Consider the following 24,384-nt stretch of genomic DNA (forward strand, 5'->3'; position numbering starts at 1 on the left):
CCTGGGGAGGTTCACGAATATGTTGTACGATAAATCCCTTGAGAGGGACAACTGTGGTTTCGGCCTGATCGCCCACATAGAAGGCGAACCTAGCCATAAGGTCGTGCGTACAGCGATTCACGCACTGGCCCGTATGCAACACCGTGGGGCTATACTTGCCGATGGTAAGACTGGCGACGGTTGTGGCCTGCTTTTGCAGAAACCTGACCGCTTCTTCCGCATGGTTGCCGAAGAGCGTGGCTGGCGTCTGGCGAAGAATTACGCCGTGGGCATGATATTCCTCAGCAAAGATGAAGAAGAAGCTGCTGCGAGCCGCCGCATTGTCGAGGAAGAACTGCAAAACGAAACGCTGTCCGTGGTTGGCTGGCGTGACGTGCCGACGAACCCTGACGTTCTCGGTGAAATTGCTCTCTCCTCCCTGCCCCGCATCGAACAAATTTTTGTTAACGCGCCCGCCGGCTGGCGTCCGCGTGATATGGAACGCCGCCTGTATATGGCGCGCCGCCGTATTGAAAAACGTATTACCGACAAAGACTTCTACGTCTGCAGCTTCTCCAACGTGGTGACGATCTATAAAGGCTTGTGTATGCCAGCCGATCTGCCGCGTTTCTATCTGGATCTGGCGGATCTGCGTCTGGAATCGGCCATTTGCCTGTTCCACCAGCGCTTCTCCACCAACACCGTGCCGCGCTGGCCACTGGCTCAGCCGTTTCGCTATCTGGCGCACAATGGCGAAATCAACACCATTGCCGGTAACCGCCAGTGGGCTCGTGCCCGTGGGTATAAATTCAAAACGCCTCTGATCCCCGATCTGCAAGATGCGGCACCGTTCGTGAACGAAACTGGCTCAGACTCCAGCTCACTCGACAACATGCTGGAACTGTTCCTGGCCGGTGGTATGGATTTGCTGCGCGCCATGCGTTTACTGGTGCCGCCAGCCTGGCAGCAGAACCCGGATATGGATAACGACCTGCGAGCCTTCTTCGACTTTAACTCCATGCACATGGAGCCGTGGGACGGTCCTGCCGGTATCGTGATGTCAGATGGCCGCTACGCCGCCTGTAACCTCGATCGTAACGGTCTGCGCCCTGCGCGTTATGTCATCACCAAAGACAAGCTGATCACCTGCGCGTCGGAAGTCGGTATCTGGGATTACCAGCCGGATGAAGTGGTCGAAAAAGGCCGCGTCGGACCGGGTGAACTGATGGTTATCGATACCCGCAGCGGTAAGATTCACCACTCCGCAGAAACCGATAACGACCTGAAAGGTCGCCATCCATATAAAGAGTGGATGGAGAAAAACGTTCAGCGTCTGGTGCCGTTCGAAGATCTCTCTGACGATCAGGTCGGCAGCCGTGAGCTGGACGATACCCAGCTCGAAACCTTCCAGAAGCAGTTCGGCTACAGCAGCGAAGAGCTGGACCAGATCCTGCGAGTTCTGGGTGAAAACGGTCAGGAAGCCGTCGGTTCTATGGGTGACGATACCCCATTCGCCGTGCTTTCCAGCCGTCCGCGCATTATCTATGACTACTTCCGTCAGCAGTTTGCGCAGGTGACCAACCCGCCTATCGATCCGCTGCGTGAAGCCCACGTGATGTCTTTGGCGACCAGCATTGGTCGCGAGATGAACGTGTTCTGCGAAGCCGAAGGTCAGGCGCACCGCTTAAGCTTTAAATCGCCCATTCTGTTGTGGTCTGACTTCAAACAGCTCACCACGCTGGATAGCAAATACTATCGCGCTGACACGCTGGACCTGACTTATGATCCGGCCGAGCAGGATATGGAAGCGTTCGTTGCCAAACTGTGCGACGAAGGCGAGCAAAAGGTCCGCGACGGTGCCGTATTGCTGGTGCTGTCTGACCGCAACATCGCGCCAAACCGTTTACCGCTGCCGGCCCCGATGGCGGTCGGTGCGCTGCAACGCCGTCTGGTTGAGAAAAACCTGCGCTGCGATGCCAACATTATTGTCGAAACCGCCAGTGCCCGTGACCCGCACCACTTCGCTGTGCTGCTGGGATTTGGTGCCACTGCCGTTTACCCGTATCTGGCCTACGAAACACTGGCCAAGCTGGTCGATACTCAGGTTATCGACAAGAAATACCGTGAAGTGATGCTGAACTACCGTAACGGCATCAACAAAGGCCTCTACAAAATCATGTCCAAAATGGGCATTTCGACCGTGGCCTCCTACCGTTGTTCTCAGCTGTTTGAAGCAGTTGGCCTGCATAAAGAACTGTGCAACACCTGCTTCCATGGCGTGGTCAGTCGTATCGGTGGCGCAAGCTACAACGACTTCGAGCAGGATCTGTTAAACCTCTCCAAACGCGCCTGGCTCAAACGTAAGACGCTGGATCAGGGTGGCTTGCTGAAATTCGTCTACGGCGGCGAATACCATGCTTACAACCCGGATGTGGTCAACACGCTGCAAGCGGCGGTGAAAAGCGGCGAATACAGCGACTATCAGGTTTATGCCAAACTGGTCAACGAACGTCCGGTAGCCGCACTGCGCGATTTGCTGCAGATCACCCCGAAAGGTCAGCCGATCCCGGTGGATCAGGTGGAACCGGCTGAAGGCCTGTTTACCCGTTTCGATACCGCGGCGATGTCCATCGGGGCTCTCAGCCCGGAAGCGCATGAGTCTCTGGCAGAAGCGATGAACAGTATCGGCGGACGTTCTAACTCAGGCGAAGGCGGCGAAGATCCGGCGCGCTATGGCACCAATAAAGTGTCGCGTATCAAGCAGGTGGCTTCCGGCCGTTTCGGCGTAACCCCGGCGTATCTGGTGAATGCTGACGTTATTCAGATCAAAGTCGCTCAGGGTGCGAAACCGGGCGAAGGGGGCCAGTTACCCGGCGACAAAGTGACGCCGTACATCGCGAAACTGCGTTATTCCGTGCCGGGTGTAACCTTGATTTCCCCGCCACCGCACCACGATATTTATTCCATTGAAGATCTGGCTCAGCTGATTTTTGACCTGAAACAGGTCAACCCGAAAGCCATGATCTCGGTGAAACTGGTTTCTGAACCGGGCGTAGGCACCATTGCCACCGGCGTGGCGAAAGCCTATGCCGATCTCATCACCATCGCCGGTTACGACGGCGGTACCGGTGCGAGTCCGCTGTCATCGGTGAAATATGCGGGTAGTCCGTGGGAGCTTGGTCTGGTGGAAACCCAGCAGGCACTGGTAGCAAATGGTTTGCGTCACAAAATCCGTCTGCAAGTGGATGGCGGCCTGAAAACCGGCGCCGACATCATTAAGGCGGCGATTTTGGGTGCAGAAAGCTTCGGCTTTGGTACCGGCCCGATGGTCGCGCTCGGGTGTAAATACCTGCGAATTTGCCACCTGAACAACTGCGCAACGGGCGTGGCAACTCAGGATGACAAACTTCGCCGCAATCATTACCACGGCCTGCCAGAACGTGTAGTGAACTACTTCAAGTTCATCACTCAGGAGACCCGTGAAATCATGGCCGAACTGGGCGTCAGCCAGCTGGTTGACCTGATTGGCCGTACTGACCTGCTGTTAGAACTGGATGGCTTCACCGCCAAGCAAAACAAGCTCGACCTTTCTGCGCTGCTGGCGACTGCCACGCCGCATCCGGGTAAAGCAGTCTACTGCACCGAGAACAATCCACCGTTCGATAAAGGCCAGTTGAATAAAGACATTCTGGATCAGGCAGCACCGCATATTGATTCGAAACAGAGCAAATCGTTCTTCTTCGATATCCGTAACACGGACCGCTCCGTCGGCGCTCTGCTGTCCGGTGCTATCGCTGAGAAACACGGCGATCAGGGCATGGCAGCCGATCCGGTACGCATCAACTTCAACGGTACCGCAGGCCAGAGCTTCGGCGTCTGGAATGCCGGTGGCGTAGACCTGATGCTGACCGGCGACGCCAATGACTACGTGGGCAAAGGCATGGCCGGTGGCCGCATTGCGATTCGTCCGCCAATCGGCTCAGCCTTCCGCAGCCACGAAGCCAGTATCATTGGTAACACCTGTCTGTATGGTGCCACCGGCGGCAAGCTGTTTGCAGCAGGCCGTGCGGGTGAGCGTTTCGCGGTGCGTAACTCCGGTGCTATCACCGTGGTAGAAGGCATCGGCGACAACGGTTGTGAATACATGACCGGCGGCATCGTCTGCGTAATGGGCCGCACCGGCGTCAACTTCGGCGCAGGTATGACCGGGGGCTTCGCCTACGTTCTCGACGAAGACGGCGAATTCCGCAAACGCGTTAACCCGGAACTGGTTGAAGTGCTCGACGTAGAAGAGCTGGCCATCCATGAGGAGCATCTGCGCGGTTTGATCACCGAACACGTACAGCTGACCGCATCGACCCGTGGTGAAGAGATTTTGGCGAACTGGCCGCAATGGGCACCGAAATTTGCCCTGGTAAAACCGAAGTCCAGTGATGTCAAAGCATTGTTGGGTCACCGTAGTCGTTCCGCAGCTGAGCTGCGGGTACAAGCGCAGTAAGAGGTCAAAATGAGTCAAAACGTTTATCAATTTATCGACTTACAGCGCGTTGATCCGCCGAAAAAACCGTTGAAGATCCGTAAAATTGAATTTGTCGAAATTTACGAGCCGTTTTCAGCCACACAGGCGGCATCACAGGCAGATCGCTGTATCTCCTGTGGTAATCCGTATTGCGAATGGAAATGTCCGGTCCATAATTACATTCCGAACTGGTTGAAGCTGGCAAATGAAGGCCGCATTATGGAAGCGGCCGATCTCGCGCATCAGACCAACAGTCTGCCGGAAGTCTGCGGGCGCGTTTGCCCGCAGGATCGCCTATGTGAAGGTTCCTGCACCCTGAACGATGAGTTCGGTGCGGTCACCATCGGTAATATCGAGCGCTACATCAGTGACAAAGCCATTGAGATGGGCTGGCGTCCGGATATGTCGCACGTCCATCCTACTGGCAAGCGAGTGGCCATCATTGGCGCTGGCCCCGCAGGTCTGGCTTGTGCTGACGTACTGACCCGTAACGGCGTCAAAGCAGTAGTTTACGATCGTCACCCTGAGATCGGCGGCCTGCTGACCTTCGGGATACCGGCCTTTAAGCTGGAAAAATCAGTGATGACCAAGCGTCGCGAGATCTTCAGCGAGATGGGGATCGAATTCCAGCTCAATATTGAAGTCGGTAAAGACATCACCATCGACGCACTGATGGCGGAATACGACGCTGTGTTCCTCGGCGTAGGGACTTATCAGTCTATGCGCGGCGGTCTGGAGAATGAAGATTCACCAGGCGTCTACGATGCGCTGCCGTTCCTGATTGCCAATACTAAACAGCTGATGGGCTACGAAGACAGCCCTGAAGAGCCGTATACCACGATGGAGAAGAAACGTGTTGTGGTACTTGGTGGTGGTGATACCGCGATGGACTGCGTGCGTACTTCCATTCGTCAGGGCGCCACACATGTTACCTGTGCCTATCGCCGTGATGAAGAGAACATGCCGGGTTCACGCCGTGAAGTGAAAAATGCCCGCGAGGAAGGCGTTGATTTCAAATTCAACCTGCAGCCGCTGAGCATTGAACTGAACAGTTCTGGCCGCGTCAGCGGCGTGAGAATGGCACGTACCGAACTGGGCGCACCGGATGCACAGGGCCGTCGCCGGGCTGAGATTGTTGCAGGTTCCGAGCACGTGATGGAAGCCGATGCCGTCGTGATGGCGTTTGGTTTCCGCCCGCATAAAATGGAGTGGCTGGCCGCGCACGATGTGGAGCTGGACACCCAGGGCCGCATTCTGGCACCGGAAGGCAGCGATAACGCTTTCCAAACCAGCAACCCGAAAATCTTCGCCGGTGGCGATGCAGTTCGCGGTTCAGACTTGGTGGTGACCGCCATCGCTGAAGGCCGTAAAGCCGCAGAAGGTATCATGGGCTACCTCGAAGTCTGATGAAGCCCTGCTTTGAAAAAGGCCGCTCAAGCGGCCTTTTTTATTAGTAGAAAATCTTAGCGCTCCTTCTTTTTTAGCAATAAAAAACCCCGCATCAAGATGCGGGGTTTATGTCGTTTCTGTTGTGCGAAAAGCTTATTTCACAACACGCAACGATGGGCGTCCACCTCGTGGCGGCGTTGGCGGTTCATCATCCGGGTTTTCATCAGCAACGTCGGGCAAGTCACCATCAATGACCGACATCGTCGGTGCAGAGACTGGATCTTTGTTATCGTCGTCGTTGTGCCCTTCGAATGCCCCTTCTGACTCATAAGCCGCTTCAGGCTCGAACATCGTTCCGGCGCCATTCTCACGGGCATAAATGGCCAGTACCGCAGCGATAGGAACGAACACGTTACGCGGAACACCACCAAAACGGGCGTTAAAGCGAACGTCATCGTTACCGAGTTCAAGATTACCAACAGCGCGAGGCGCAACGTTCAGGACAATCTGACCATCACGGGCAAATTCCATCGGTACCATCACGCCGGGCATTGTTACGTCAACCACCAGGTGCGGCGTCAGCTGGTTGTCGAGCAACCATTCATAGAACGCACGCAGCAGGTACGGACGGCGCGGAGACATGTCGGTCATCTCCATGCCTTAGCCCCGGGTATGCAAACGCATTTCGCGCTCGGATTCAGTCATGGAAGCCAGGAAAGAATCACGCTCGAATACACGTGTCATGTAGCCTTTCAGCTCTTTAGAACCGGTACCCGACAGCTCAATGCCCAGTTCCGGCAAACGCCATAACAGCGGTGCCAGATAGCAGTCAACCAGACTGAACTCTTCGCTTTTGAAGTAAGGCATGTAGGAGAAGATTGGCGCAATCGCCAGCAGCTCTTCACGCAGTTGCTTACGTGCAGCATCCGCTTCCTGTGCCGTACCCTGCTCAACCAAACGCAACAGTGAGTACCAGTCGTTTTCAATGCGATGCATCATCAGACGGCTTTCACCACGGGCAACCGGGTAAACGGGCATTAATGGAGGATGTGGGAACCGCTCATCAAGATATTCCATGATGATGCGTGATTCAAACAACGTCAGCTCACGATCGACCAGCGTTGGAACGGTGCGATAGGGGTTGAGGTCAATAAGATCCTGCGGCAGGTGATCCATATCAACCTGCTCAATCTCGACACTGACACCTTTTTCGGCCAGTACGATACGTACCTGATGGCTAAAAATGTCGGTCGGGCCGGAAAACAGCGTCATTACCGAACGTTTGTTGGCAGCGACAGCCATGAAAACCTCCAAGTTTATCTAGAATAATCTGCGAATAGCCAACTGTCAGGCTGCTATCCTGAACAATCATCTTTACTGCCAGCCAGCAGTTTCGTCCCGTGGTTTCGCCCCTCGTTTCATCAACAGGCGTTGGCAAGGTAAACCCGGCCAGGAAGCGCGGCAACAGTCACTGCCCGATGAACAGGCACAAAAGTGTGTGATAGTTTACCAGATTTTGGCCAGTCTGTGGGGACGGCGTAAGTGATTTCGTGGGGAAATGTGTATCAGGCAACGATTTGCTGGAGACTATGCCATCTCGCGGGCATAAAAAAACCCGGTGTAGCACCGGGTTTTTGGCGTTGTTCTTTGTGTCGAAACACTGCACTGCCGGAGCAGTAAAGAATTAACGCTTGGAGAACTGAGGACGACGACGTGCTTTACGCAGGCCGACTTTCTTACGTTCAACTTTACGAGCATCACGAGTAACGAAACCTGCTTTACGCAGTTCGCCACGCAGACTTTCGTCATATTCCATCAGTGCACGAGTAATACCGTGACGGATAGCACCAGCTTGACCAGAGATACCACCACCTTTAACAGTGATGTACAGGTCAAATTTAGAAACCATGTCGACCAGTTCCAGAGGTTGACGAACTACCATGCGGGCAGTTTCACGACCAAAGTACTGTTCCAGGCTACGCTGGTTAATTACGATGTTACCACTGCCCGGCTTGATAAAAACGCGAGCGGCGGAGCTTTTGCGGCGACCAGTGCCGTAGTATTGATTTTCAGCCATTGCCTATAATCCCGATTAAATGTCAAGAACTTGCGGTTGCTGTGCCGCATGAGTGTGCTCGTTACCCGCGTAAACTTTCAGTTTACGGTACATTGCACGACCCAGCGGGCCCTTCGGCAGCATGCCTTTAACCGCGAGCTCGATGACACGCTCTGGACGGCGAGCAATCATCTCTTCAAAGGTCGCTTGTTTGATACCACCGATGTGGCCGGTGTGATGGTAATAAATCTTGTCATTACGCTTGTTGCCAGTAACAGCAACTTTTTCTGCGTTCAGAACGATGATGTAATCACCAGTATCAACGTGCGGAGTGTATTCCGCTTTATGCTTGCCACGCAGACGGCTGGCCAGTTCAGTGGCCAGGCGACCTAAGGTCTTGCCCGTTGCGTCAACTACGAACCAGTCACGTTGTACTGTTTCCGGCTTAGCTGTAAAAGTTTTCATTAAAAGCTTACCCAATTAAAGTTACACGTTGGCGAACACCCAAACGCTTACTTGTTTATAAAATAAGTATTGGAGGTTCACACGACCATCAGTCCAGCAAACCTACCCCTTCGAATAGCCATTGCCGGCACTATGAAGTTTCGGGAAAAAAACTTCGTTGTAACGTGGGGTCGCAGGATTATAGAGAAGTCACCCGCAAAGATCGAACCCTTTTTTGACTAAAGCGCAGATTTCGCATCATTCCATTTAGTCTTTCGGGGGTAAGTCACCCGCTCAGTTTTTGCCACAGCACAATTTGCAGGTCAAGGCAGATGCGGCAACCTGAGATACTCCTCGCTTTGCATCTCCTGTAAACGCGACAGACAGCGCTGGTATTCAAATTTTAGCCGTTCACCCTGATAAATTTCATACATCGGCGTTTCTGCTGAAATAACTAGTTTGACGTGGCGCTCATAAAATTCATCGACCAGCGCCAGAAACCGACGGGCGGCGTTTTCATCTTTCAGCCCCATCACCGGGACATTATGCAACAGAACGCTGTGGTAAATCTTCGACAGCGCAATGTAGTCCAGCTGGCTGCGCGCCTCTTCACACAAAGTATGAAATTCCACGGCCAGTACGCCGTCGCCAGAGGCAATCGCCTGCAAGGGACGGTGATTGACCTGCAACAACGGGTGGGCTTCGCCTTTCTGTCCTGCCAGCTTGTCGAACATATGCTGCATCACGACCGCGGTTTCAGGTTGTAAAGGCGCCAGCCACAGATTGGCCTGCGTTAACGTGCGCAGACGATAATCAATACCTGCGTCGACGTTCATCACGTCGCAATACTCTTTAATCAGATCGATAGCAGGTATGAAACGCGCACGTTGTAGCCCGTTGCGATAAAGATTGTCCGGCGGAATATTGGAGGTTGCAATCAGCGTGATACCGCGCGCAAACAGCGCCTGCAACAACGTTGCCAGCAGCATGGCGTCGGTGATATCGGAAACAAAAAACTCATCAAAACAGAGCACATCGGTTTCGGTCTTGAAGCTGTCAGCGATGATTTCCAGCGGATTCTCCTGCCCCTGTAATTCCGTCAGCTGCTGATGTACCCGCAGCATGAAACGGTGGAAATGCAGTCGCAGCTTTCTGTCACCGGGCAGCGTCTGGAAAAAAAGATCCATCAGCCAGGTCTTGCCCCGTCCGACACCGCCCCACATATATAAGCCCTGTGCAGGCCGCAGGGTCAGTTTCACGCTGCTTTTACCAAACAGCCGTCCCAGTAGCCCGGAAGAGGACGTTGTTTTCGCAGCGGGCGGGTTATTCAGCGCATGATAAATCCCCTCCAGCCGGGTCACGGCCTGCAGCTGAATGTCATCCGGCTGGAACTCTCCGGCAGCTAATGCGCTCTTATATAAGGTCAGTGGTGTCGTGGGTTGCATGTTGATCAACGTCCCTGAGAAAATATTTTTCAGTATTTCACGGCGGTTACCCGCAGATTTAGCACCTGTTCGCCGCTTTTACCGCCCGTATGCTCGTGAAAAAATCGCTTTGCGACAGTGAATGTCAGCTCAGGATTCCACTCGGGCGAAGTAAACGGTTATAGTGGACTGATACAGGTGGAAAACGTAGGTAGAATTTACGTTAAAACCATTGCATGAAAAAGCCCTGCGGAAAAACGAAGTCAAAATAGGAGTCATTATGACCTGGGAGTATGCGCTCATTGGATTAGTGGTCGGTATCGCAGTTGGTGCGGTGGCGATGCGCTTTGGCAATCGTAAATTACGCGATCAGCAAGTGATGCAAAACGAGCTGGACAGAAGCAAGGCGGAGCTGGACGAATATCGTCAGGAGCTGACGGGGCACTTTGCCCGCAGCGCAGAGCTACTGGACAACATGGCCACCGACTACCGCCAGCTGTATCAGCACATGGCGAAAAGCTCCAACAACCTGCTGCCCGATATGCCGGAACAGGATAACCCGTTCAATTACCGTTTGACCGGTTCTGAGGCTGATAACGATCAGGCACCGGTAGAAATGCCGCGCGACTATTCCGACGGTGCCTCAGGCCTGCTGCGTGGTCAACGTACAGGTCGTAAATAAACGATGGGAATTACCCGTGGCGATGTTCATCGTCACGGGTCAGCCCAAGACGTGCAGGTTTACCGACGTCGCTCCTCTACAGACTGACTCTTCCTAAATACCCAACGCAGACTATCGTTCATAGTCCATAACAGACAGCGAGAGTGTTATCCTGATGAAGAAAAAGTCTTTTTTGCTCAGCGTATTAGCGATAAGTCTCGGCTTAACCTTCGCTTCTGTTCCTGCCGCGAATGCCGGTATTCCGATTGCCGTGGGTGGCCAGCCGTTACCGAGCCTGGCGCCTATGCTGGAAAAAGTCCTGCCCGCCGTTGTTAGCGTACAGGTATCCGGCACGCAGCCGCCAAGCAGTGATGTGCCACCTGAATTCAAATTCTTCTTCGGGCCTCAGGCGCCTTCCGAAGATCAGGGCGGTCAGGCCTTTGAAGGTCTGGGTTCTGGCGTGATCATTGATGCCGCCAAAGGCTATGTGCTGACCAACAATCACGTGGTCAATAACGCCGATAAAATTACCGTACAGATCAACGATGGCCGCGAGTACTCAGCCAAACTGATAGGTAAAGATGACCAGTCTGATATCGCCTTAATTCAAATCATCGATGGCAAAAACCTGACGCAAATTGCGATGGCCGACTCCGATACCCTGCGAGTGGGTGATTTTGCCGTCGCCGTGGGCAACCCATTCGGCCTCGGCCAAACGGCCACCTCCGGCATTATCTCAGCGCTCGGGCGCAGCGGTCTGAACCTCGAAGGGCTGGAGAACTTTATCCAGACCGACGCCTCGATTAACCGTGGTAACTCCGGCGGCGCACTGCTGAACCTGAAGGGTGAACTGATTGGTATCAATACTGCCATTCTCTCCTCGCAGGGCGGCAGCATCGGTATTGGCTTTGCCATTCCGGTGAATATGGCGAAAAACCTGAGTGAGCAGTTGATCCAATACGGTGAAATTAAGCGTGGTCTGCTGGGTATTCGCGGGACGGAAATGACGCCTGAACTGGCCAAAGCCTTCAAGCTCGACAGTCAGCGTGGGGCATTCGTAAACGAAGTCCTGCCTGATTCAGCCGCCTCGAAAGCGGGCATTAAATCAGGTGATATTCTGGTGACGCTCCAGGGCAAACCGCTGAGCAGCTTTGCTGAACTGCGCGCCAAAGTGGGCACTGCCGGTCCTGGCGTGACGATGCAGATTGGTCTGTTGCGCGAAGGCCAATCGATGACCGTGAATGTCACGCTGGATAAAAGCCCGACGATAGAAACCAGCATCGATAAGCTTAATCCGGCGTTGCAGGGCGTTACGCTGAGCGATCTCGATTCGAAAACCGCGAAAGGGATCCGCGTTGATGACGTGAAAAAGGACTCCCCTGCCGATCAAATTGGCTTGCAGAAAGATGACGTGATCGTCGGCGTTAACCGTGAAAGTGTCGATAATCTGGCGGCGTTCAGGAAGATCCTGGAAACCAAACCTGCCCTGATCGCTCTGAGCGTTCAGCGTAAAGGCCAAAATATCTATTTGTTGATGCCTTAAAACCGCCGTTAATGCCGTAAACCTCTGAAAATCGGACGTAGCCCGTGCTGCGTCCGATTAACTCATGCTATCCTTCTGAAATATTCCACCCACCATTCCAGACACTTATGCTTGTTAAGTTATTGCGATCTGCCGTTATTGGATTGATTGTTGCCGGTATTTTACTGGCCGCAGTACCCATGTTGCGCAAAAATATTGCCCAGCCATTGTTCGATCACAACTTTAGCGAAAACAATGAACAGCCTGTCAGCTTTAACGAAGGCGTACGTCATGCTGCCCCTGCCGTAGTGAATGTCTATAACCGTAATATGGGCACCAACTCGCAAAGTGAGTTACAGATCCGCACGCTGGGTTCGGGCGTGATCATGAACGATAAGGGCTACATTCTCACCAACAAGCATGTGATCAATAACGCCGATCAGGTCATTGTTGCCTTGCAGGACGGACGGGTATCTGAAGCCTTGTTAGTCGGTTCAGACAGTCTGACCGATCTGGCCGTGTTGAAAATCGATGCCGGTAACCTGCCGGTCATTCCGATTAACACCAAACGCGTTCCCCGTGTAGGCGACCTCGTGATGGCTATCGGTAACCCTTATAATCTTGGGCAGACAGTAACTCAGGGCATCATCAGCGCCACGGGCCGTATCGGCCTGAGCCCTTCCGGGCGTCAGAACTTCCTGCAAACCGATGCCTCGATTAATCAGGGCAACTCGGGGGGCGCATTGGTAAACAGCCTTGGCGAACTGGTAGGAATTAATACACTCTCCTTTGACCAAAGTAATGATGGCGCTACGCCGGAAGGCATTGGGTTCGCCATACCGACCGCACTTGCCATGAAAGTCATGGGGAAATTGATCCGCGATGGCAGGGTTATCCGCGGTTATATCGGTATTGGTGGGCGTGAAGTATCACCGCTGCATGGCCCGGCAAGCGGTCTGGACAGGATGCAGGGGATCATTGTTAACGAAGTGACGCCGAACGGGCCAGCCGCCAATGCCGGTATGGTCGTCACCGATGTAATTGTCAGCGTGAACGGTAAACCGGCGATATCAGCCATTGAGACGATGGATCAGGTCGCTGAAATCCGCCCTGGTACGGTCATTCCGGTAGAGATTATGCGTAACGGCAAGAAACTCACGCTGCAGGTCACCATTCAGGAATACCCGTCACACTGATTGCACGCAGGCCGTGAAAACGTAAAAAAGCCGGATGGGTTTCCCCTTCCGGCTTTTTATTTATCCCACAGATGGCAGAATTAAAAGACGATCACTCGCCTTTAAAACGCTCAATCTTCGCACCCAGCTGACGCAGTTTATCCTCGATACGCTCATAGCCGCGGTCGATATGATAAATACGGTCAACGATGGTGACGCCTTCAGCGATACACCCCGCCAGAACCAGGCTGGCAGAGGCGCGTAAATCGGTCGCCATCACCTGCGCGCCGGAAAGCTGCTCAACACCATGACAAATCAGGGTGCTGCCTTCAATCTCGGCGTGAGCGCCCATACGGATAAGCTCAGGAATATGCATGAAGCGGTTTTCGAAGATGGTTTCGGTGATAACACCGGTGCCTTCGGCGACCAGATTCAGAAGGCTGAACTGCGCCTGCATATCGGTTGGGAAACCAGGATGCGGTGCAGTGCGGAAGGTCACGGCTTTCGCACGTTTGCCATGCATATCAAGGCTGATCCAGTCTTCGCCCACTTCGATATCCGCACCCGCTTCACGCAGTTTCGCTAACACCGCATCCAGTGTGTCAGGACGCGTATCACGGCAAACCACTTTGCCACCGGAGATGGCAGCAGCGACCAGGAAAGTCCCGGTTTCGATGCGATCAGGTACTACGCGATACACACCGCCACCCAGACGTTTAACGCCTTCGATGGTGATTTTGTCGGTGCCTGCGCCGGTGATTTTCGCACCCAGCGTATTAAGGAAACCGGCGGTATCCGTGATTTCCGGCTCACGCGCGGCGTTCTCGATAATCGTGGTGCCTTCTGCCAGAGTCGCCGCACACATGATGGTCACCGTTGCGCCAACGCTGACTTTATCCATCACAATATGCGCACCCTGCAAACGGCCATCGACGGAAGCTTTGACGTAACCTTCTTCCAGAACGATTTTCGCGCCCAGCTGCTCAAGACCCGAAATGTGCAGATCAACCGGACGTGCGCCGATAGCGCAACCGCCTGGCAGTGAAACCTGGCCCTGACCAAAACGAGCCACCAACGGGCCAAGCGCCCAGATAGAGGCACGCATGGTTTTCACCAAATCGTAAGGCGCGCAAAACTCGTTAACTTCGCTGGCGTCCACAAAGACCGAACCATTACGTTCGATTTTGGTGCCGAGCTGGCCAAGTAATTTCAGCGTGGTGTCGATATCTTTCAGATGGGGAACGTTCTGCAACTCAACTGGCTCTTCGGCCAGCAGTGCAGCAAACAAGATAGGAAGTGCGGCATTTTTAGCGCCGGAGATAGACACTTCGCCACTCAGACGAGTGCCACCTTGTACACGAAATTTATCCATTATGACGGCTCTCTTAATTTCAAATACTGAATTCAAATATGTGCTGCTGGCAGGGGGGAGCCTGCCGCCTTAAAAACCGTTCAGTTTGCGGTCACGCTGCCACTCTTCAGGGGTATAGGCCTTGATAGAGAGTGCATGAATGCGATTGTCTGCGATGTATTCCATCAAAGGGGCATACACGGTTTGTTGTTTTTTCACACGGCTCATGCCGTCGAATAATGCGCCCACCACGATGGCCTGGAAGTGGCTGCCGTCACCCGTGACGTGGGCTTCATCTAATGCCAATGTGTTCATCAGCACGTCTTTAATTTCGTTAGTGTCCATAGGAATCGATTCTTCTGAAGAGATCATAACAGCCGAACATCTTATAGGGATCCGGCCAACTCTTAAACCACGAAAAAGCCCCTGTGCGTGAGTTTTGCACAGGGGCTTATCTGTCTAATACCGGCGATTGCAGAAACCTTGCGCTAACTTGCGGTTACTGCTGCCTTATTTTTCCGCGCGTCACACCGTGCTGCTAATTAACAGGGATAATATCCTGCAAATTATAGAGCGCAATAAGTGTGCTCAAACGATCGGTGATCCCAGTAAGCGCCAGTGTACCGCCATCCTGCTCAACCTGTTCACGCAGATGAACCAGCATGGCAAGCCCAGCGGAATCGACGCGCTCCAGCCCGGCGACATCAATCACGTCAATCTGGCTCATCAGGGTGCGGCGCTGATTCCACAGCGAGAGTAACGTTTCGCGATCCAGCTCACCACGCAAAATCAGGCGCGGCGGCTGATGCTCCCAGCTCAGTGCGCCCTTCATCATTTTTGATCCAGCGTGATTGGTTGTGCAGCGGCTTGTTTCAGACGCTCAGTCAGACCATCGATACCTTTCTGACGCAAGATGTCTGCCCATTCGTTCTGTTTGGTGGAAATCATGCTCACGCCTTCGGCAATCATGTCATAAGCCTGCCATTCACCGGTTTTGGTGTTTTTACGCCATTGGAAATCAAGGCGAACTGGCGGACGGCCATTCGGGTCAACGATAGTGACACGGATAGCAATAATGTCCTGATTCGCATAAGGCTGCTCAGGTTGCACGTTATAAGTCTGGTTGTTATACAACGCCAGTGCCTGACCATAAGCCTGCTGCAGGTAGTCACCGAAAGCGCTGAAGTACGCTTCGCGCTGCGCCGGTGTCGCATCTTTGTAGTAACGGCCCAGCACCAGCGCACCAGCGTATTTGATCTGCACAAACGGCAGCAGCTCTTCACGCACGATCACACGCAGGTAGTTGGGATCCTGCTTGATTTTTGGCTGCTCTGTTTTCAGACGGGTAAAGGTGTTCTTCGCCGCTTCATTCATCATGCTGTATGGATTAGTCTTGTCTACCGCGGCATGCGCCAGCGGGGCCATGACCACCAGCAGGGTGGCTAAAATGATACGTTTAAACATGCAATATTCCTCTTTTAAACTCTGCTCGTGAAAAGTGCTTAATGACTGGTTGCCGCGGGCTGTGGCGCTACCGCTGCATCCGGGGCCGCCTGAGCATCGCCCGCATTAGCTTCCGTTTTATCTTTATCGCCGCCGCTCTTGTACAGGAACTGACCAATCAGATCTTCCAGCACCAGCGCAGATTTGGTGTCCTGAATCGAGCCGCCATCCTTGAGGATGGTGGTTCCCATATCAGGATCTTCAAAACCGATATTCAACGCCAGGAATTGCTCACCCAGCAGGCCGGAAGTACGGATAGCCAGCGTACTGGTGCTTGGGATTTGGTTATATTTTTGCTCAATATCCATCTCCACTTTTGGCGAATAATTTTTGTCCAGTGTGATCGCGCTGACGCGCCCGACGACAACACCGCCGACTTTGACCGGAGAGCCGGCTTTCAGACCACCAATATTGTCGAAGGTGGCAGAAATACGGTAAGTCGGTTCCGAGCCAATCGAACGGATATCCGCGACTTTGAGGCAAAGAAATAATACGGCACACAGGGCGATGATCAAAAACGCGCCAACCCAGATTTCACTCTTTTTCGTTTGCATTGATTAATTCCCAAACATCAGTGCTGTCAGCACAAAATCTAATCCCAGCACCGCCAGAGACGAATGCACCACGGTACGGGTCGTTGCCCGGCTGATCCCTTCTGAAGTTGGGATAGCGTCATAACCGTTGAACAGGGCAATCCATGTCACGGTAATGGCAAAAACTACACTTTTAATCAGGCAGTTAAGTAAGTCATGGCGCCACTCTACCGCACTTTGCATGGCAGACCAGAAGAATCCGCTGTCGATGCCTTTCCAGTCCACCCCCACCAGCGATCCACCCCAGATACCCACGGCCACAAAAATCGCCGTCAGTAATGGCATGGAGATCACCCCAGCCCAGAAACGGGGTGCCACAACGCGGCGTAGCGGGTCGATGGCCATCATCTCCAGACTGGAAATCTGCTCAGTGGCTTTCATCAACCCGATCTCTGCGGTCAGTGCAGAACCGGCGCGGCCCGCGAACAGCAGCGCGGTAACCACAGGACCCAGCTCACGCAGCAGAGAGAGTGCCACCATCATGCCAAGGCTGGCTTCCGCACTGTAGGTTGTCAGCACAATATACCCTTGCAGACCCAGCACCATACCGATGAACAGCCCTGACACCAGGATGATCAACAGCGACAGCACACCCACGCTGTAAAGCTGTTTAAGCAACAGCGGCCACTGTTTGGCAAACTGCGGCTTGCCGACCAGCGCCCGGAATAACATCAGTCCGGCGCGGCCAAACGAAGTGCAGGTTTGAATGCCACGGCGACCTGTAGAGGCTAATGCCTTAATTAACATTGATATACAACTCCATCATCCAAGCAGCTCGGCTTTATAATCACCAGCCGGGAAGCGGAAAGGCACCGGTCCATCGGCGATACCGTCGAGAAACTGGCGAACGCGGGGATCAGGATTATTTTGTAGCGCCTCGGGCGTGCCTTCAGCAATTACATGCTGAGCCGCCACAATATAAGCATAGTCAGCGATGCTCAGAACTTCAGGAACATCATGTGACACAACAATACAGGTGACGCCCAGAGCATGGTTAAGCTCATCAATCAGCTTCACCAGTACGCCCATCGTAATCGGATCCTGACCCACGAAAGGCTCATCAAACATAATCAGTTCCGGATCGAGCGCAATAGCACGCGCCAGCGCGACACGGCGGGCCATACCACCTGAAAGTTCGGCTGGCATCAGTTCACCGGCACCGCGCAAGCCAACGGCTTCCAGTTTCATGGTCACCGTGCTGCGCAGCAGTTCTTCCGGCAGTTTACTGTGTTCGCGTAGCGGAAAGGCGACATTCTCGAACACATTCAGGTCAGTAAATAATGCACCGGACTGAAACAACATGCTCATTTTCTTGCGCGACTCGTACAGCTTACTGCGCGATAAGGCGGGAATGTTCTCCCCGTCGAACCAAATTTCGCCGCTGTCCGGCGCCAGCTGCCCGCCGATCAGGCGCAGCAAGGTCGTTTTACCGATCCCGGATGGGCCCATGATGGCTGTGACTTTGCCGCGTGGCACCGTCATATTTATCTCTTCGAAAATGGGACGATCGCCGCGCGTGAAACTCATGCCCTTGATCTCAACCAGATTCGATTGGCTCTGACTCATTCAGTTTATCCCTTCGGATTGTTTCAGCTTACGATACCCCTGATGTTAGGGGCATCGGCGCGTAACTCTGGTATTTTTACAAAAACTTACCGCGTTTACGTCACCAAAATTGCCATTGTTTTACTTTTCTGCCCCAGATGGTCAAAAACAGTGAACAACACTATTAAAACAAACGCAGTATTCGTCTAACATACAGCAGCTTTGGCTGGCTGTTTTAGGACACAATAAAGCCCTTGTTCATTTTTTGACGACCTTTTGCTCGGCTGTTCAGGCAACGAACCTCGCATTATACCTAATTAAAGGATTTTTCATGCTTCTCGCTATCGTACTCATGGTTGTCGGCCTATTACTCTTAGTTTATGCCGCCGATCGATTAGTGTACGGAGCAGCCGTTCTTGCCCGCTCGTTGGGGATCCCCCCGCTCATCATTGGTATGACCGTCGTCGGTGTTGGTATTTCCCTGCCGGAGTTGGTGGTCTCAACCACCGCCGCCATTAACGATCAAATGGATTTAGCCGTCGGCAACGCGATCGGTTCAAATATCATTAATATTCTTCTGATTTTGGGCGGCGCGGCCCTGATTCATCCAATTTCCGTCGGTTCTGATATCCTGAGGCGAGAACTCCCTTTATTGTTACTGGTCACGGTGCTATGCGGTTTTCTGCTCAGCGACGGCGAACTGAGCCGTCTGGACGGTGTTCTGCTCCTGGCCAGCGCCGCGATTTTCGTCATTTTGATGATTAAAATCGCCCGGGCGGCGGAAAAGCAGGGTCTGGACACGCTGACCTACGAGCAGATGGCAGAACTTCCGCAAGACAGCAGCAACACCGTTGCCTTCCTGTGGCTGGCGCTGGCGTTCATTATTATGCCGCTGGCGTCGAGCATGATCGTCGATAATACCACGGTCATTGCGCGCTATTTTGGGGTCAGTGAACTGATTATCGGTTTAACGGTTGTGGCTATCGGCACCAGCCTGCCAGAAATGGCGACCTTTATTGCGGGTTCCGTGAAAGGTGAGGATGATATTGCACTGGGTAATATCATCGGCGCCAATATTTTTAACACCTGCCTGGTGCTGGGATTACCGGCACTGGTTGCTCCGGGTTCGTTCAGCCCGGAAGCGTTTCACCGCGACTACTGGGTGATGCTGGCGGTGAGCGTGGTACTGACCGGACTGTGCCTGATGCGTAAACACCGCATCGGTCACCTGGCCGGCGCCCTGTTATTATGTGGCTTTATCGCTTATCTGGCGTTGCTGTACTTTGTACCTGGCAGCGTTGAGTTTTAAACCCCATCAGGAAGAGATCATGGGAAATTTCGAGCAAGAAGGAAGATTTGACTTCCAGTCTGCAGGAAAGGCCGTACTCAAGACCGAACGTGAGGGACTGGACCAACTCGACCAGTACATCAACGACGACTTTACCCGCGCATGTGAAAAGATGTTCGCTTGCGTCGGTAAAATAGTGGTGATGGGCATGGGCAAGTCAGGTCACGTCGGCCGCAAAATGGCGGCAACGTTTGCCAGCACTGGCACCCCTGCATTCTTTGTTCATCCGGGCGAAGCCAGTCATGGCGATCTGGGTATGGTGTCCAAACAAGACATCGTGATCCTGATTTCCAACTCGGGTGAATCACACGAAATACTGGCGCTGATCCCGGTATTAAAACGTTTGTCGATCACCATGATTTGCTTGACAGCCAACCCGGAAAGTTCAATGGGGAAAGCGGCCGATGTGCATATATGCGTCCGCGTTCCACAGGAAGCCTGCCCGCTCGGGCTGGCCCCGACGACCAGTACCACCGCCGTAATGGTGATGGGTGACGCGCTGGCTGTGGCACTTTTGCAGGCACGCGGTTTTACTGCCGAAGATTTTGCCCTGTCACATCCGGGCGGAGCACTGGGTCGCAAGCTTCTGCTGCGGGTCAGCGATATCATGCATACCGGTGCCGAAATCCCGCACGTCAGCCGCGACGCGTCACTGCGCGATGCCCTGCTGGAGATCACTCGTAAAAATATGGGGATGACGGTCATTTGCAATGACCTCATGAAGATCGAAGGCATCTTCACCGACGGTGATTTACGCCGCATCTTCGACATGGGTGTCAATATCAACGAAGCAGCCATTGCTGACGTCATGACCACCGGCGGCGTTCGCGTTCGTCCGACACTGCTGGCCGTTGATGCCCTGAACCTGATGCAGGATCGCCACATTACCTGCGTCATGGTTGCCGATGGCGACCAGTTGTTGGGTGTGGTACATATGCACGACATGCTGCGCGCTGGCGTAGTTTAATTGAGGAATGTCCCGAATGAGTAATAGCGCAGCCACGGTGGATACCTGCTATGGTCCGGTCAGTGCTCACGTGCTGGAACGGGCAAAAGCTATCCGCCTGCTGATTTGTGACGTGGACGGCGTCATGTCTGATGGCCTGATTTATATGGGAAATCAGGGCGAGGAGCTGAAAAGCTTCAACGTTCGAGACGGTTACGGTATCCGCTGCCTGCTGACCTCCGATATTGAGGTCGCCATCATTACCGGCAGGAGCGCGAAGCTGCTGGAAGACCGCGCTAATACGCTGGGTATTCGCCACCTGTATCAGGGGCAATCGGATAAGCTTTTGGCCTTCCGCGAACTGTTAGATACACTGTCTTTAGAGGCCAGCCAGGTCGCCTATATTGGTGATGACCTGATTGACTGGCCAGTGATGGCCGAAGTTGGCCTGTCGGTTGCCGTACAAGACGCGCATCCGATACTGCTGCCCAAAGCGCATTATGTGACGCATATCCCCGGCGGACGCGGCGCAGTGCGCGAATTATGCGACCTGATTCTGCTGGCGCAGGGCAAGCTGGAGGACGCCAAGGGGCTGTCGATATGAATAAACCAAAGCTATGGGTAACCATCCTGCTGGCCCTCGTGGCATTAGCACTAATTGGCTGGTCTCTTTCTGACTCGGATGATCCGGCACCGTCTGCGACTAACGATCAGGACCCAACGTATCAGAGCCAGCACACGATCACCGTGGTGTATAACCCGCTCGGCAGTCTGAATTACAAGCTGGTCTCCGAAGAGGTCAAATATTACACTACCGATCAACTGACCTGGTTTACCAAGCCCGTGATGACCATGTACGACAAAGACAAAATTCCTGTCTGGACCGTACGCTCGGATCGCGCCAAGATGACCAATGACAAAATGCTCTATTTGTACGGGCACGTTCAGGTGGACAGCCTGACGCCGGATACGTCGCAGTTGCAGCGTATCGTAACGGACAACGCTTCAGTTAACCTGGTCACACAGGACGTGGCTTCAGATGATGAAGTAACGCTTTACGGCACAGGCTTTACATCTAACGGCATGAAAATGCGTGGAAATCTGCGTAATAAAACCGCAGAGCTGATCGAAAAGGTAAATACCACTTATGAAATTCCAAGCAAAAAATAAAATCCGTAATTTCCTGATCACCAGCACACTGCTTGCCGTCAGCATTCCGGCGTTTGCGCTGAAAGATGACACCACCAAGCCGATCACCATCAACTCGGTTAATCAGGCGCTGGACGTCAACACGAACACCGCCACGTTTACCGGTAACGTGATCGTCAATCAGGGCTCGATTCAGGTTAAAGCCGATAAAGTCGTGGTTATCCGACCTAAAGGTGAGTCTGGCAAGGAAGTGGTAGAAGGTTACGGTAACCCGGTGACTTTCTATCAGATGCAGGACAACGGCAAACCTATCAGCGGCCATGCATCGAAAGTGCGTTATGAAGTTGCCACTGACCTCGTGACTCTGACCGGTAATGCCTACCTGGAACAGCAAGACAGCAATGTGAAGGGTGACCGCATTACTTATCTGGTGCAAAAACAGCAGATGGAAGCCTTCAGCGACAGCAAAGGCGGCCGCGTGACCACCGTTCTGGTTCCTGCACAGTTGCAGGACAAAAATCAACCGGCCGCTAATACCACGACCAACCAGACGAAAAAGAGTAAGTGATAATTTATGGCAACGTTAATCGCAGAAAATTTGGCTAAGGCCTACAAAGGCCGCAAAGTGGTTGAAGATGTCAGCCTGGCGGTCAACTCAGGCGAAATCGTCGGGTTGTTAGGTCCAAACGGTGCGGGTAAAACCACCACCTTTTACATGGTCGTGGGCATTGTCCAGCGCGATGCGGGCCGTATTATCGTTGACGATGAAGACATCAGCCTGCTGCCGCTGCATACACGCGCACGCCGTGGAATCGGTTATCTGCCGCAGGAAGCGTCGATCTTCCGCCGTCTCAGCGTCTTCAACAACCTGATGGCCGTACTCGAGATCCGCGAAGATCTGACGAAAGATCAGCGCAATGATAGAGCAAACGAACTGATGGAAGAGTTCCATATCTCCCATCTGCGCGACAACCTCGGGCAATCCTTGTCCGGGGGTGAACGCCGCCGCGTCGAGATCGCCCGTGCACTGGCGGCCAATCCGAAGTTTATTCTGCTGGATGAGCCCTTTGCCGGCGTTGACCCGATTTCAGTTATTGATATCAAGAAGATCATTGAGCATCTGCGTGACAGCGGCCTTGGCGTGCTGATCACCGACCACAACGTGCGTGAAACGCTCGATGTGTGTGAACGTGCTTATATCGTCAGTCAGGGCAAACTCATCGCTCACGGCACACCGACTGAGATTCTGGCGGATGAACAAGTGAAACGTGTCTATCTCGGTGAAGAGTTCCGCCTGTAAATCACGCCATAAGAGTTCAGGACGTAAAGCCAAGATATGAAGCAAGGTTTGCAGCTCAGATTCAGCCAGCAATTGGCCATGACCCCTCAGTTACAACAGGCTATCCGCCTGCTGCAGCTGTCGACGCTTGAACTCCAGCAGGAGATCCAACTGGCGCTGGAAAGCAATCCGCTGTTAGAGCAAACCGACCTGCATGAAGAGATCGACTCCGTAGAAACCCCAGATAGCGAAGGCCTTGATACCCGCGAAGCTCTTGAGCAGAAAGACATGCCCGAAGAGTTGCCGCTGGACGCCACCTGGGACGAGATTTATACCGCCGGTACGCCTTCCGGTACCGGTAACGATTACAGCGACGATGAGCTGCCAGTTTATCAGGGCGAAACCACCCAGACGCTTCAGGATTACCTGATGTGGCAGGTTGAACTAACGCCTTTCACTGATACCGATGCGGCAATCGCCACCTCGATTGTTGATGCCGTGGATGACACCGGCTATCTCACCGTGTCGCTGGAAGATATCCTGGAAAGCATGGGTGACGAAGACGTCACCATGGAAGAAGTGGAAGCCGTACTTAAACGCGTTCAGCGTTTTGACCCGGTGGGCGTGGCGGCAAAAGACTTGCGTGACTGTCTGCTGATCCAGCTTTCTCAATACGTTCCAGAAACCGCTTTTCTGATCGAAGCTAAACTGATTGTCAGCGAACATCTGGATCTGCTGGCGAATCATGATTTCCGCGCACTGATGCGATCAACCCGGCTAAAAGAAGATACACTCAAAGGAGCGATGCAGTTGATCCAGTCCTTGGATCCGCGCCCCGGACAGTCGATCAACACCGGTGAATCTGAATACGTGATCCCGGACGTGCTGGTCCGTAAAGTGTCAGGAGTCTGGACGGTGGAACTCAACTCCGACAGTATTCCACGTTTGAAGATCAACCAGCAGTACGCCGCAATGGGCAGTTCAGCCCGCAGCGACAGCGACGGCCAGTTCATTCGCAGCAATTTGCAGGAAGCAAAATGGCTGATAAAAAGTCTGGAAAGCCGTAACGAAACCCTGTTGAAAGTGACCCGCTGCATCGTCGAACAGCAGCAGGCTTTTTTTGAATCAGGCGAAGAGTTTATGAAACCGATGGTTCTGGCAGATATCGCCGGAGCCGTCGAAATGCACGAATCGACGATTTCACGCGTGACCACGCAGAAGTTTTTGCACAGTCCTCGTGGCATTTTCGAGCTGAAATATTTCTTCTCCAGCCATGTCAGTACTGACAGCGGCGGTGAGGCATCGTCGACGGCTATCCGGGCGCTGGTGAGGAAATTGATCGCGGCGGAAAACCCCGTCAAACCGTTAAGTGACAGCAAGTTAGCTACCCTGCTTTCCGATCAGGGGATCATGGTGGCCCGTCGTACCGTTGCCAAATACCGAGAGTCTTTGTCCATCCCGCCCTCAAACCAGCGTAAACAGTTAGTTTGACCTCAACAGA

Annotated in this window: 24 protein-coding genes; 12 read left to right on the plus strand and 12 right to left on the minus strand. The window is 53.4% G+C overall.

From position 1 onward, the window contains the following. The first annotated feature begins 19 nt into the window (after window positions 1-19). Together gltB and ACZRKO_RS14560 are read left to right on the plus strand one after the other, a co-directional pair. Window positions 20-4,477: a glutamate synthase large subunit gene (gene gltB, locus ACZRKO_RS14555; protein ID WP_463737957.1), complete on the plus strand. Its 4,458-nt coding sequence runs from the start codon at window positions 20-22 to the stop codon at window positions 4,475-4,477. Window positions 4,478-4,486: 9 nt separating this feature from the next. Then, window positions 4,487-5,905, plus strand: coding sequence for a glutamate synthase small subunit (locus ACZRKO_RS14560; RefSeq protein ID WP_463737958.1), 1,419 nt, complete (start codon window positions 4,487-4,489; stop codon window positions 5,903-5,905). A gap of 135 nt (window positions 5,906-6,040) precedes the next feature. Here ACZRKO_RS14560 and sspB read toward each other — a convergent pair whose 3' ends face one another. From sspB to zapE, 5 genes are all read right to left on the minus strand, one after another. After that, entirely contained in the window at window positions 6,041-6,544 is a 504-nt protein-coding gene (gene sspB, locus ACZRKO_RS14565) for a ClpXP protease specificity-enhancing factor (RefSeq protein ID WP_463737959.1), read from the minus strand. Between the two features lie 3 nt (window positions 6,545-6,547). Then, window positions 6,548-7,189 carry a stringent starvation protein SspA gene (gene sspA, locus ACZRKO_RS14570; protein WP_463737960.1) on the minus strand — a complete coding sequence of 214 codons (642 nt, stop codon included), beginning with the start codon at window positions 7,187-7,189 and terminating at the stop codon, window positions 6,548-6,550. Between the two features lie 382 nt (window positions 7,190-7,571). Beyond that, window positions 7,572-7,964, minus strand: coding sequence for a 30S ribosomal protein S9 (rpsI, locus tag ACZRKO_RS14575; protein WP_140472419.1), 393 nt, complete (start codon window positions 7,962-7,964; stop codon window positions 7,572-7,574). Window positions 7,965-7,979: 15 nt separating this feature from the next. Beyond that, the gene (gene rplM, locus ACZRKO_RS14580) at window positions 7,980-8,408 is read right to left on the minus strand and encodes a 50S ribosomal protein L13 (protein ID WP_140472417.1); all 429 of its coding nucleotides are present in this window, start codon (window positions 8,406-8,408) and stop codon (window positions 7,980-7,982) included. A 302-nt stretch (window positions 8,409-8,710) separates the two neighbouring features. Then, entirely contained in the window at window positions 8,711-9,832 is a 1,122-nt protein-coding gene (zapE, locus tag ACZRKO_RS14585; RefSeq protein ID WP_463737961.1) for a cell division protein ZapE, read from the minus strand. Between the two features lie 259 nt (window positions 9,833-10,091). Between zapE and zapG the strand changes: the two genes are divergently transcribed. The 3 genes from zapG to degS all read left to right on the plus strand — a co-directional run bounded on the left by zapG (window position 10,092) and on the right by degS (window position 13,190). After that, window positions 10,092-10,493, plus strand: coding sequence for a Z-ring associated protein ZapG (gene zapG / locus ACZRKO_RS14590; protein ID WP_463737962.1), 402 nt, complete (start codon window positions 10,092-10,094; stop codon window positions 10,491-10,493). A gap of 154 nt (window positions 10,494-10,647) precedes the next feature. Beyond that, on the plus strand, window positions 10,648-12,015 hold the full coding sequence (gene degQ / locus ACZRKO_RS14595; RefSeq protein WP_463737963.1) for a serine endoprotease DegQ: 1,368 nt from the start codon (window positions 10,648-10,650) through the stop codon (window positions 12,013-12,015). 107 nt (window positions 12,016-12,122) lie between these two features. Continuing rightward, window positions 12,123-13,190 carry an outer membrane-stress sensor serine endopeptidase DegS gene (degS, locus tag ACZRKO_RS14600; RefSeq protein WP_463737964.1) on the plus strand — a complete coding sequence of 356 codons (1,068 nt, stop codon included), beginning with the start codon at window positions 12,123-12,125 and terminating at the stop codon, window positions 13,188-13,190. A gap of 91 nt (window positions 13,191-13,281) precedes the next feature. On the opposite strand, the gene murA is transcribed toward degS, so the two are convergent. The 7 genes from murA to mlaF form a co-directional block, all read right to left on the minus strand. Continuing rightward, entirely contained in the window at window positions 13,282-14,541 is a 1,260-nt protein-coding gene (murA, locus tag ACZRKO_RS14605; protein ID WP_463737965.1) for a UDP-N-acetylglucosamine 1-carboxyvinyltransferase, read from the minus strand. A gap of 69 nt (window positions 14,542-14,610) precedes the next feature. Further along, window positions 14,611-14,865 carry a BolA family iron metabolism protein IbaG gene (gene ibaG, locus ACZRKO_RS14610; protein WP_140472405.1) on the minus strand — a complete coding sequence of 85 codons (255 nt, stop codon included), beginning with the start codon at window positions 14,863-14,865 and terminating at the stop codon, window positions 14,611-14,613. 193 nt (window positions 14,866-15,058) lie between these two features. Next, window positions 15,059-15,352: a lipid asymmetry maintenance protein MlaB gene (gene mlaB / locus ACZRKO_RS14615; RefSeq protein ID WP_463738110.1), complete on the minus strand. Its 294-nt coding sequence runs from the start codon at window positions 15,350-15,352 to the stop codon at window positions 15,059-15,061. Beyond that, complete coding sequence (gene mlaC, locus ACZRKO_RS14620) at window positions 15,352-15,984, minus strand: phospholipid-binding protein MlaC (RefSeq protein ID WP_463737966.1); 633 nt, start codon at window positions 15,982-15,984, stop codon at window positions 15,352-15,354. The genes mlaB and mlaC overlap by 1 nt, the downstream gene beginning before the upstream one ends. 38 nt (window positions 15,985-16,022) lie before the next feature. Further along, entirely contained in the window at window positions 16,023-16,577 is a 555-nt protein-coding gene (gene mlaD, locus ACZRKO_RS14625; RefSeq protein WP_463737967.1) for an outer membrane lipid asymmetry maintenance protein MlaD, read from the minus strand. A gap of 3 nt (window positions 16,578-16,580) precedes the next feature. Continuing rightward, window positions 16,581-17,363 carry a lipid asymmetry maintenance ABC transporter permease subunit MlaE gene (gene mlaE / locus ACZRKO_RS14630; protein WP_463737968.1) on the minus strand — a complete coding sequence of 261 codons (783 nt, stop codon included), beginning with the start codon at window positions 17,361-17,363 and terminating at the stop codon, window positions 16,581-16,583. Between the two features lie 15 nt (window positions 17,364-17,378). Then, window positions 17,379-18,182 (minus strand): phospholipid ABC transporter ATP-binding protein MlaF, encoded by an 804-nt coding sequence (gene mlaF / locus ACZRKO_RS14635; protein ID WP_463737969.1) that lies wholly within the window; start codon window positions 18,180-18,182, stop codon window positions 17,379-17,381. Between the two features lie 310 nt (window positions 18,183-18,492). Here mlaF and ACZRKO_RS14640 point away from each other — a divergent pair, with 310 nt between their 5' ends. The 7 genes from ACZRKO_RS14640 to rpoN are packed head-to-tail and all read left to right on the plus strand — an operon-like array spanning window position 18,493 to window position 24,374. Beyond that, window positions 18,493-19,470 carry a calcium/sodium antiporter gene (locus ACZRKO_RS14640; RefSeq protein ID WP_463737970.1) on the plus strand — a complete coding sequence of 326 codons (978 nt, stop codon included), beginning with the start codon at window positions 18,493-18,495 and terminating at the stop codon, window positions 19,468-19,470. 19 nt (window positions 19,471-19,489) lie between these two features. Further along, window positions 19,490-20,476, plus strand: coding sequence for an arabinose-5-phosphate isomerase KdsD (kdsD, locus tag ACZRKO_RS14645; RefSeq protein WP_463737971.1), 987 nt, complete (start codon window positions 19,490-19,492; stop codon window positions 20,474-20,476). Window positions 20,477-20,492: 16 nt separating this feature from the next. Beyond that, a complete protein-coding gene (gene kdsC / locus ACZRKO_RS14650) occupies window positions 20,493-21,059 on the plus strand; it encodes a 3-deoxy-manno-octulosonate-8-phosphatase KdsC (RefSeq protein ID WP_463737972.1) in 567 nt (188 codons plus the stop codon). Continuing rightward, a complete protein-coding gene (lptC, locus tag ACZRKO_RS14655) occupies window positions 21,056-21,625 on the plus strand; it encodes an LPS export ABC transporter periplasmic protein LptC (protein WP_463737973.1) in 570 nt (189 codons plus the stop codon). Before kdsC ends, lptC begins: the two co-directional genes overlap by 4 nt. After that, window positions 21,603-22,172, plus strand: a complete 570-nt coding sequence (lptA, locus tag ACZRKO_RS14660; protein WP_463737974.1) for a lipopolysaccharide ABC transporter substrate-binding protein LptA — start codon at window positions 21,603-21,605, stop codon at window positions 22,170-22,172. Before lptC ends, lptA begins: the two co-directional genes overlap by 23 nt. A gap of 6 nt (window positions 22,173-22,178) precedes the next feature. Then, window positions 22,179-22,904: an LPS export ABC transporter ATP-binding protein gene (gene lptB / locus ACZRKO_RS14665; RefSeq protein ID WP_463737975.1), complete on the plus strand. Its 726-nt coding sequence runs from the start codon at window positions 22,179-22,181 to the stop codon at window positions 22,902-22,904. Between the two features lie 36 nt (window positions 22,905-22,940). Further along, complete coding sequence (gene rpoN / locus ACZRKO_RS14670; protein ID WP_463737976.1) at window positions 22,941-24,374, plus strand: RNA polymerase factor sigma-54; 1,434 nt, start codon at window positions 22,941-22,943, stop codon at window positions 24,372-24,374. Window positions 24,375-24,384 lie beyond the last annotated feature (10 nt).

This window comes from Ewingella sp. C233 (assembly GCF_055407225.1).

Coding starts and splice junctions, on each gene's coding strand:
- gltB (WP_463737957.1), top strand. CDS start 20: ATGTTGTACGATAAATCCCTTGAGAGGGACAACTGTGGTTTCGGCCTG.
- ACZRKO_RS14560 (WP_463737958.1), top strand. CDS start 4,487: ATGAGTCAAAACGTTTATCAATTTATCGACTTACAGCGCGTTGATCCG.
- sspB (WP_463737959.1), bottom strand. CDS start 6,544: ATGGAGATGACCGACATGTCTCCGCGCCGTCCGTACCTGCTGCGTGCG.
- sspA (WP_463737960.1), bottom strand. CDS start 7,189: ATGGCTGTCGCTGCCAACAAACGTTCGGTAATGACGCTGTTTTCCGGC.
- rpsI (WP_140472419.1), bottom strand. CDS start 7,964: ATGGCTGAAAATCAATACTACGGCACTGGTCGCCGCAAAAGCTCCGCC.
- rplM (WP_140472417.1), bottom strand. CDS start 8,408: ATGAAAACTTTTACAGCTAAGCCGGAAACAGTACAACGTGACTGGTTC.
- zapE (WP_463737961.1), bottom strand. CDS start 9,832: ATGCAACCCACGACACCACTGACCTTATATAAGAGCGCATTAGCTGCC.
- zapG (WP_463737962.1), top strand. CDS start 10,092: ATGACCTGGGAGTATGCGCTCATTGGATTAGTGGTCGGTATCGCAGTT.
- degQ (WP_463737963.1), top strand. CDS start 10,648: ATGAAGAAAAAGTCTTTTTTGCTCAGCGTATTAGCGATAAGTCTCGGC.
- degS (WP_463737964.1), top strand. CDS start 12,123: ATGCTTGTTAAGTTATTGCGATCTGCCGTTATTGGATTGATTGTTGCC.
- murA (WP_463737965.1), bottom strand. CDS start 14,541: ATGGATAAATTTCGTGTACAAGGTGGCACTCGTCTGAGTGGCGAAGTG.
- ibaG (WP_140472405.1), bottom strand. CDS start 14,865: ATGGACACTAACGAAATTAAAGACGTGCTGATGAACACATTGGCATTA.
- mlaB (WP_463738110.1), bottom strand. CDS start 15,352: ATGAAGGGCGCACTGAGCTGGGAGCATCAGCCGCCGCGCCTGATTTTG.
- mlaC (WP_463737966.1), bottom strand. CDS start 15,984: ATGTTTAAACGTATCATTTTAGCCACCCTGCTGGTGGTCATGGCCCCG.
- mlaD (WP_463737967.1), bottom strand. CDS start 16,577: ATGCAAACGAAAAAGAGTGAAATCTGGGTTGGCGCGTTTTTGATCATC.
- mlaE (WP_463737968.1), bottom strand. CDS start 17,363: ATGTTAATTAAGGCATTAGCCTCTACAGGTCGCCGTGGCATTCAAACC.
- mlaF (WP_463737969.1), bottom strand. CDS start 18,182: ATGAGTCAGAGCCAATCGAATCTGGTTGAGATCAAGGGCATGAGTTTC.
- ACZRKO_RS14640 (WP_463737970.1), top strand. CDS start 18,493: ATGCTTCTCGCTATCGTACTCATGGTTGTCGGCCTATTACTCTTAGTT.
- kdsD (WP_463737971.1), top strand. CDS start 19,490: ATGGGAAATTTCGAGCAAGAAGGAAGATTTGACTTCCAGTCTGCAGGA.
- kdsC (WP_463737972.1), top strand. CDS start 20,493: ATGAGTAATAGCGCAGCCACGGTGGATACCTGCTATGGTCCGGTCAGT.
- lptC (WP_463737973.1), top strand. CDS start 21,056: ATGAATAAACCAAAGCTATGGGTAACCATCCTGCTGGCCCTCGTGGCA.
- lptA (WP_463737974.1), top strand. CDS start 21,603: ATGAAATTCCAAGCAAAAAATAAAATCCGTAATTTCCTGATCACCAGC.
- lptB (WP_463737975.1), top strand. CDS start 22,179: ATGGCAACGTTAATCGCAGAAAATTTGGCTAAGGCCTACAAAGGCCGC.
- rpoN (WP_463737976.1), top strand. CDS start 22,941: ATGAAGCAAGGTTTGCAGCTCAGATTCAGCCAGCAATTGGCCATGACC.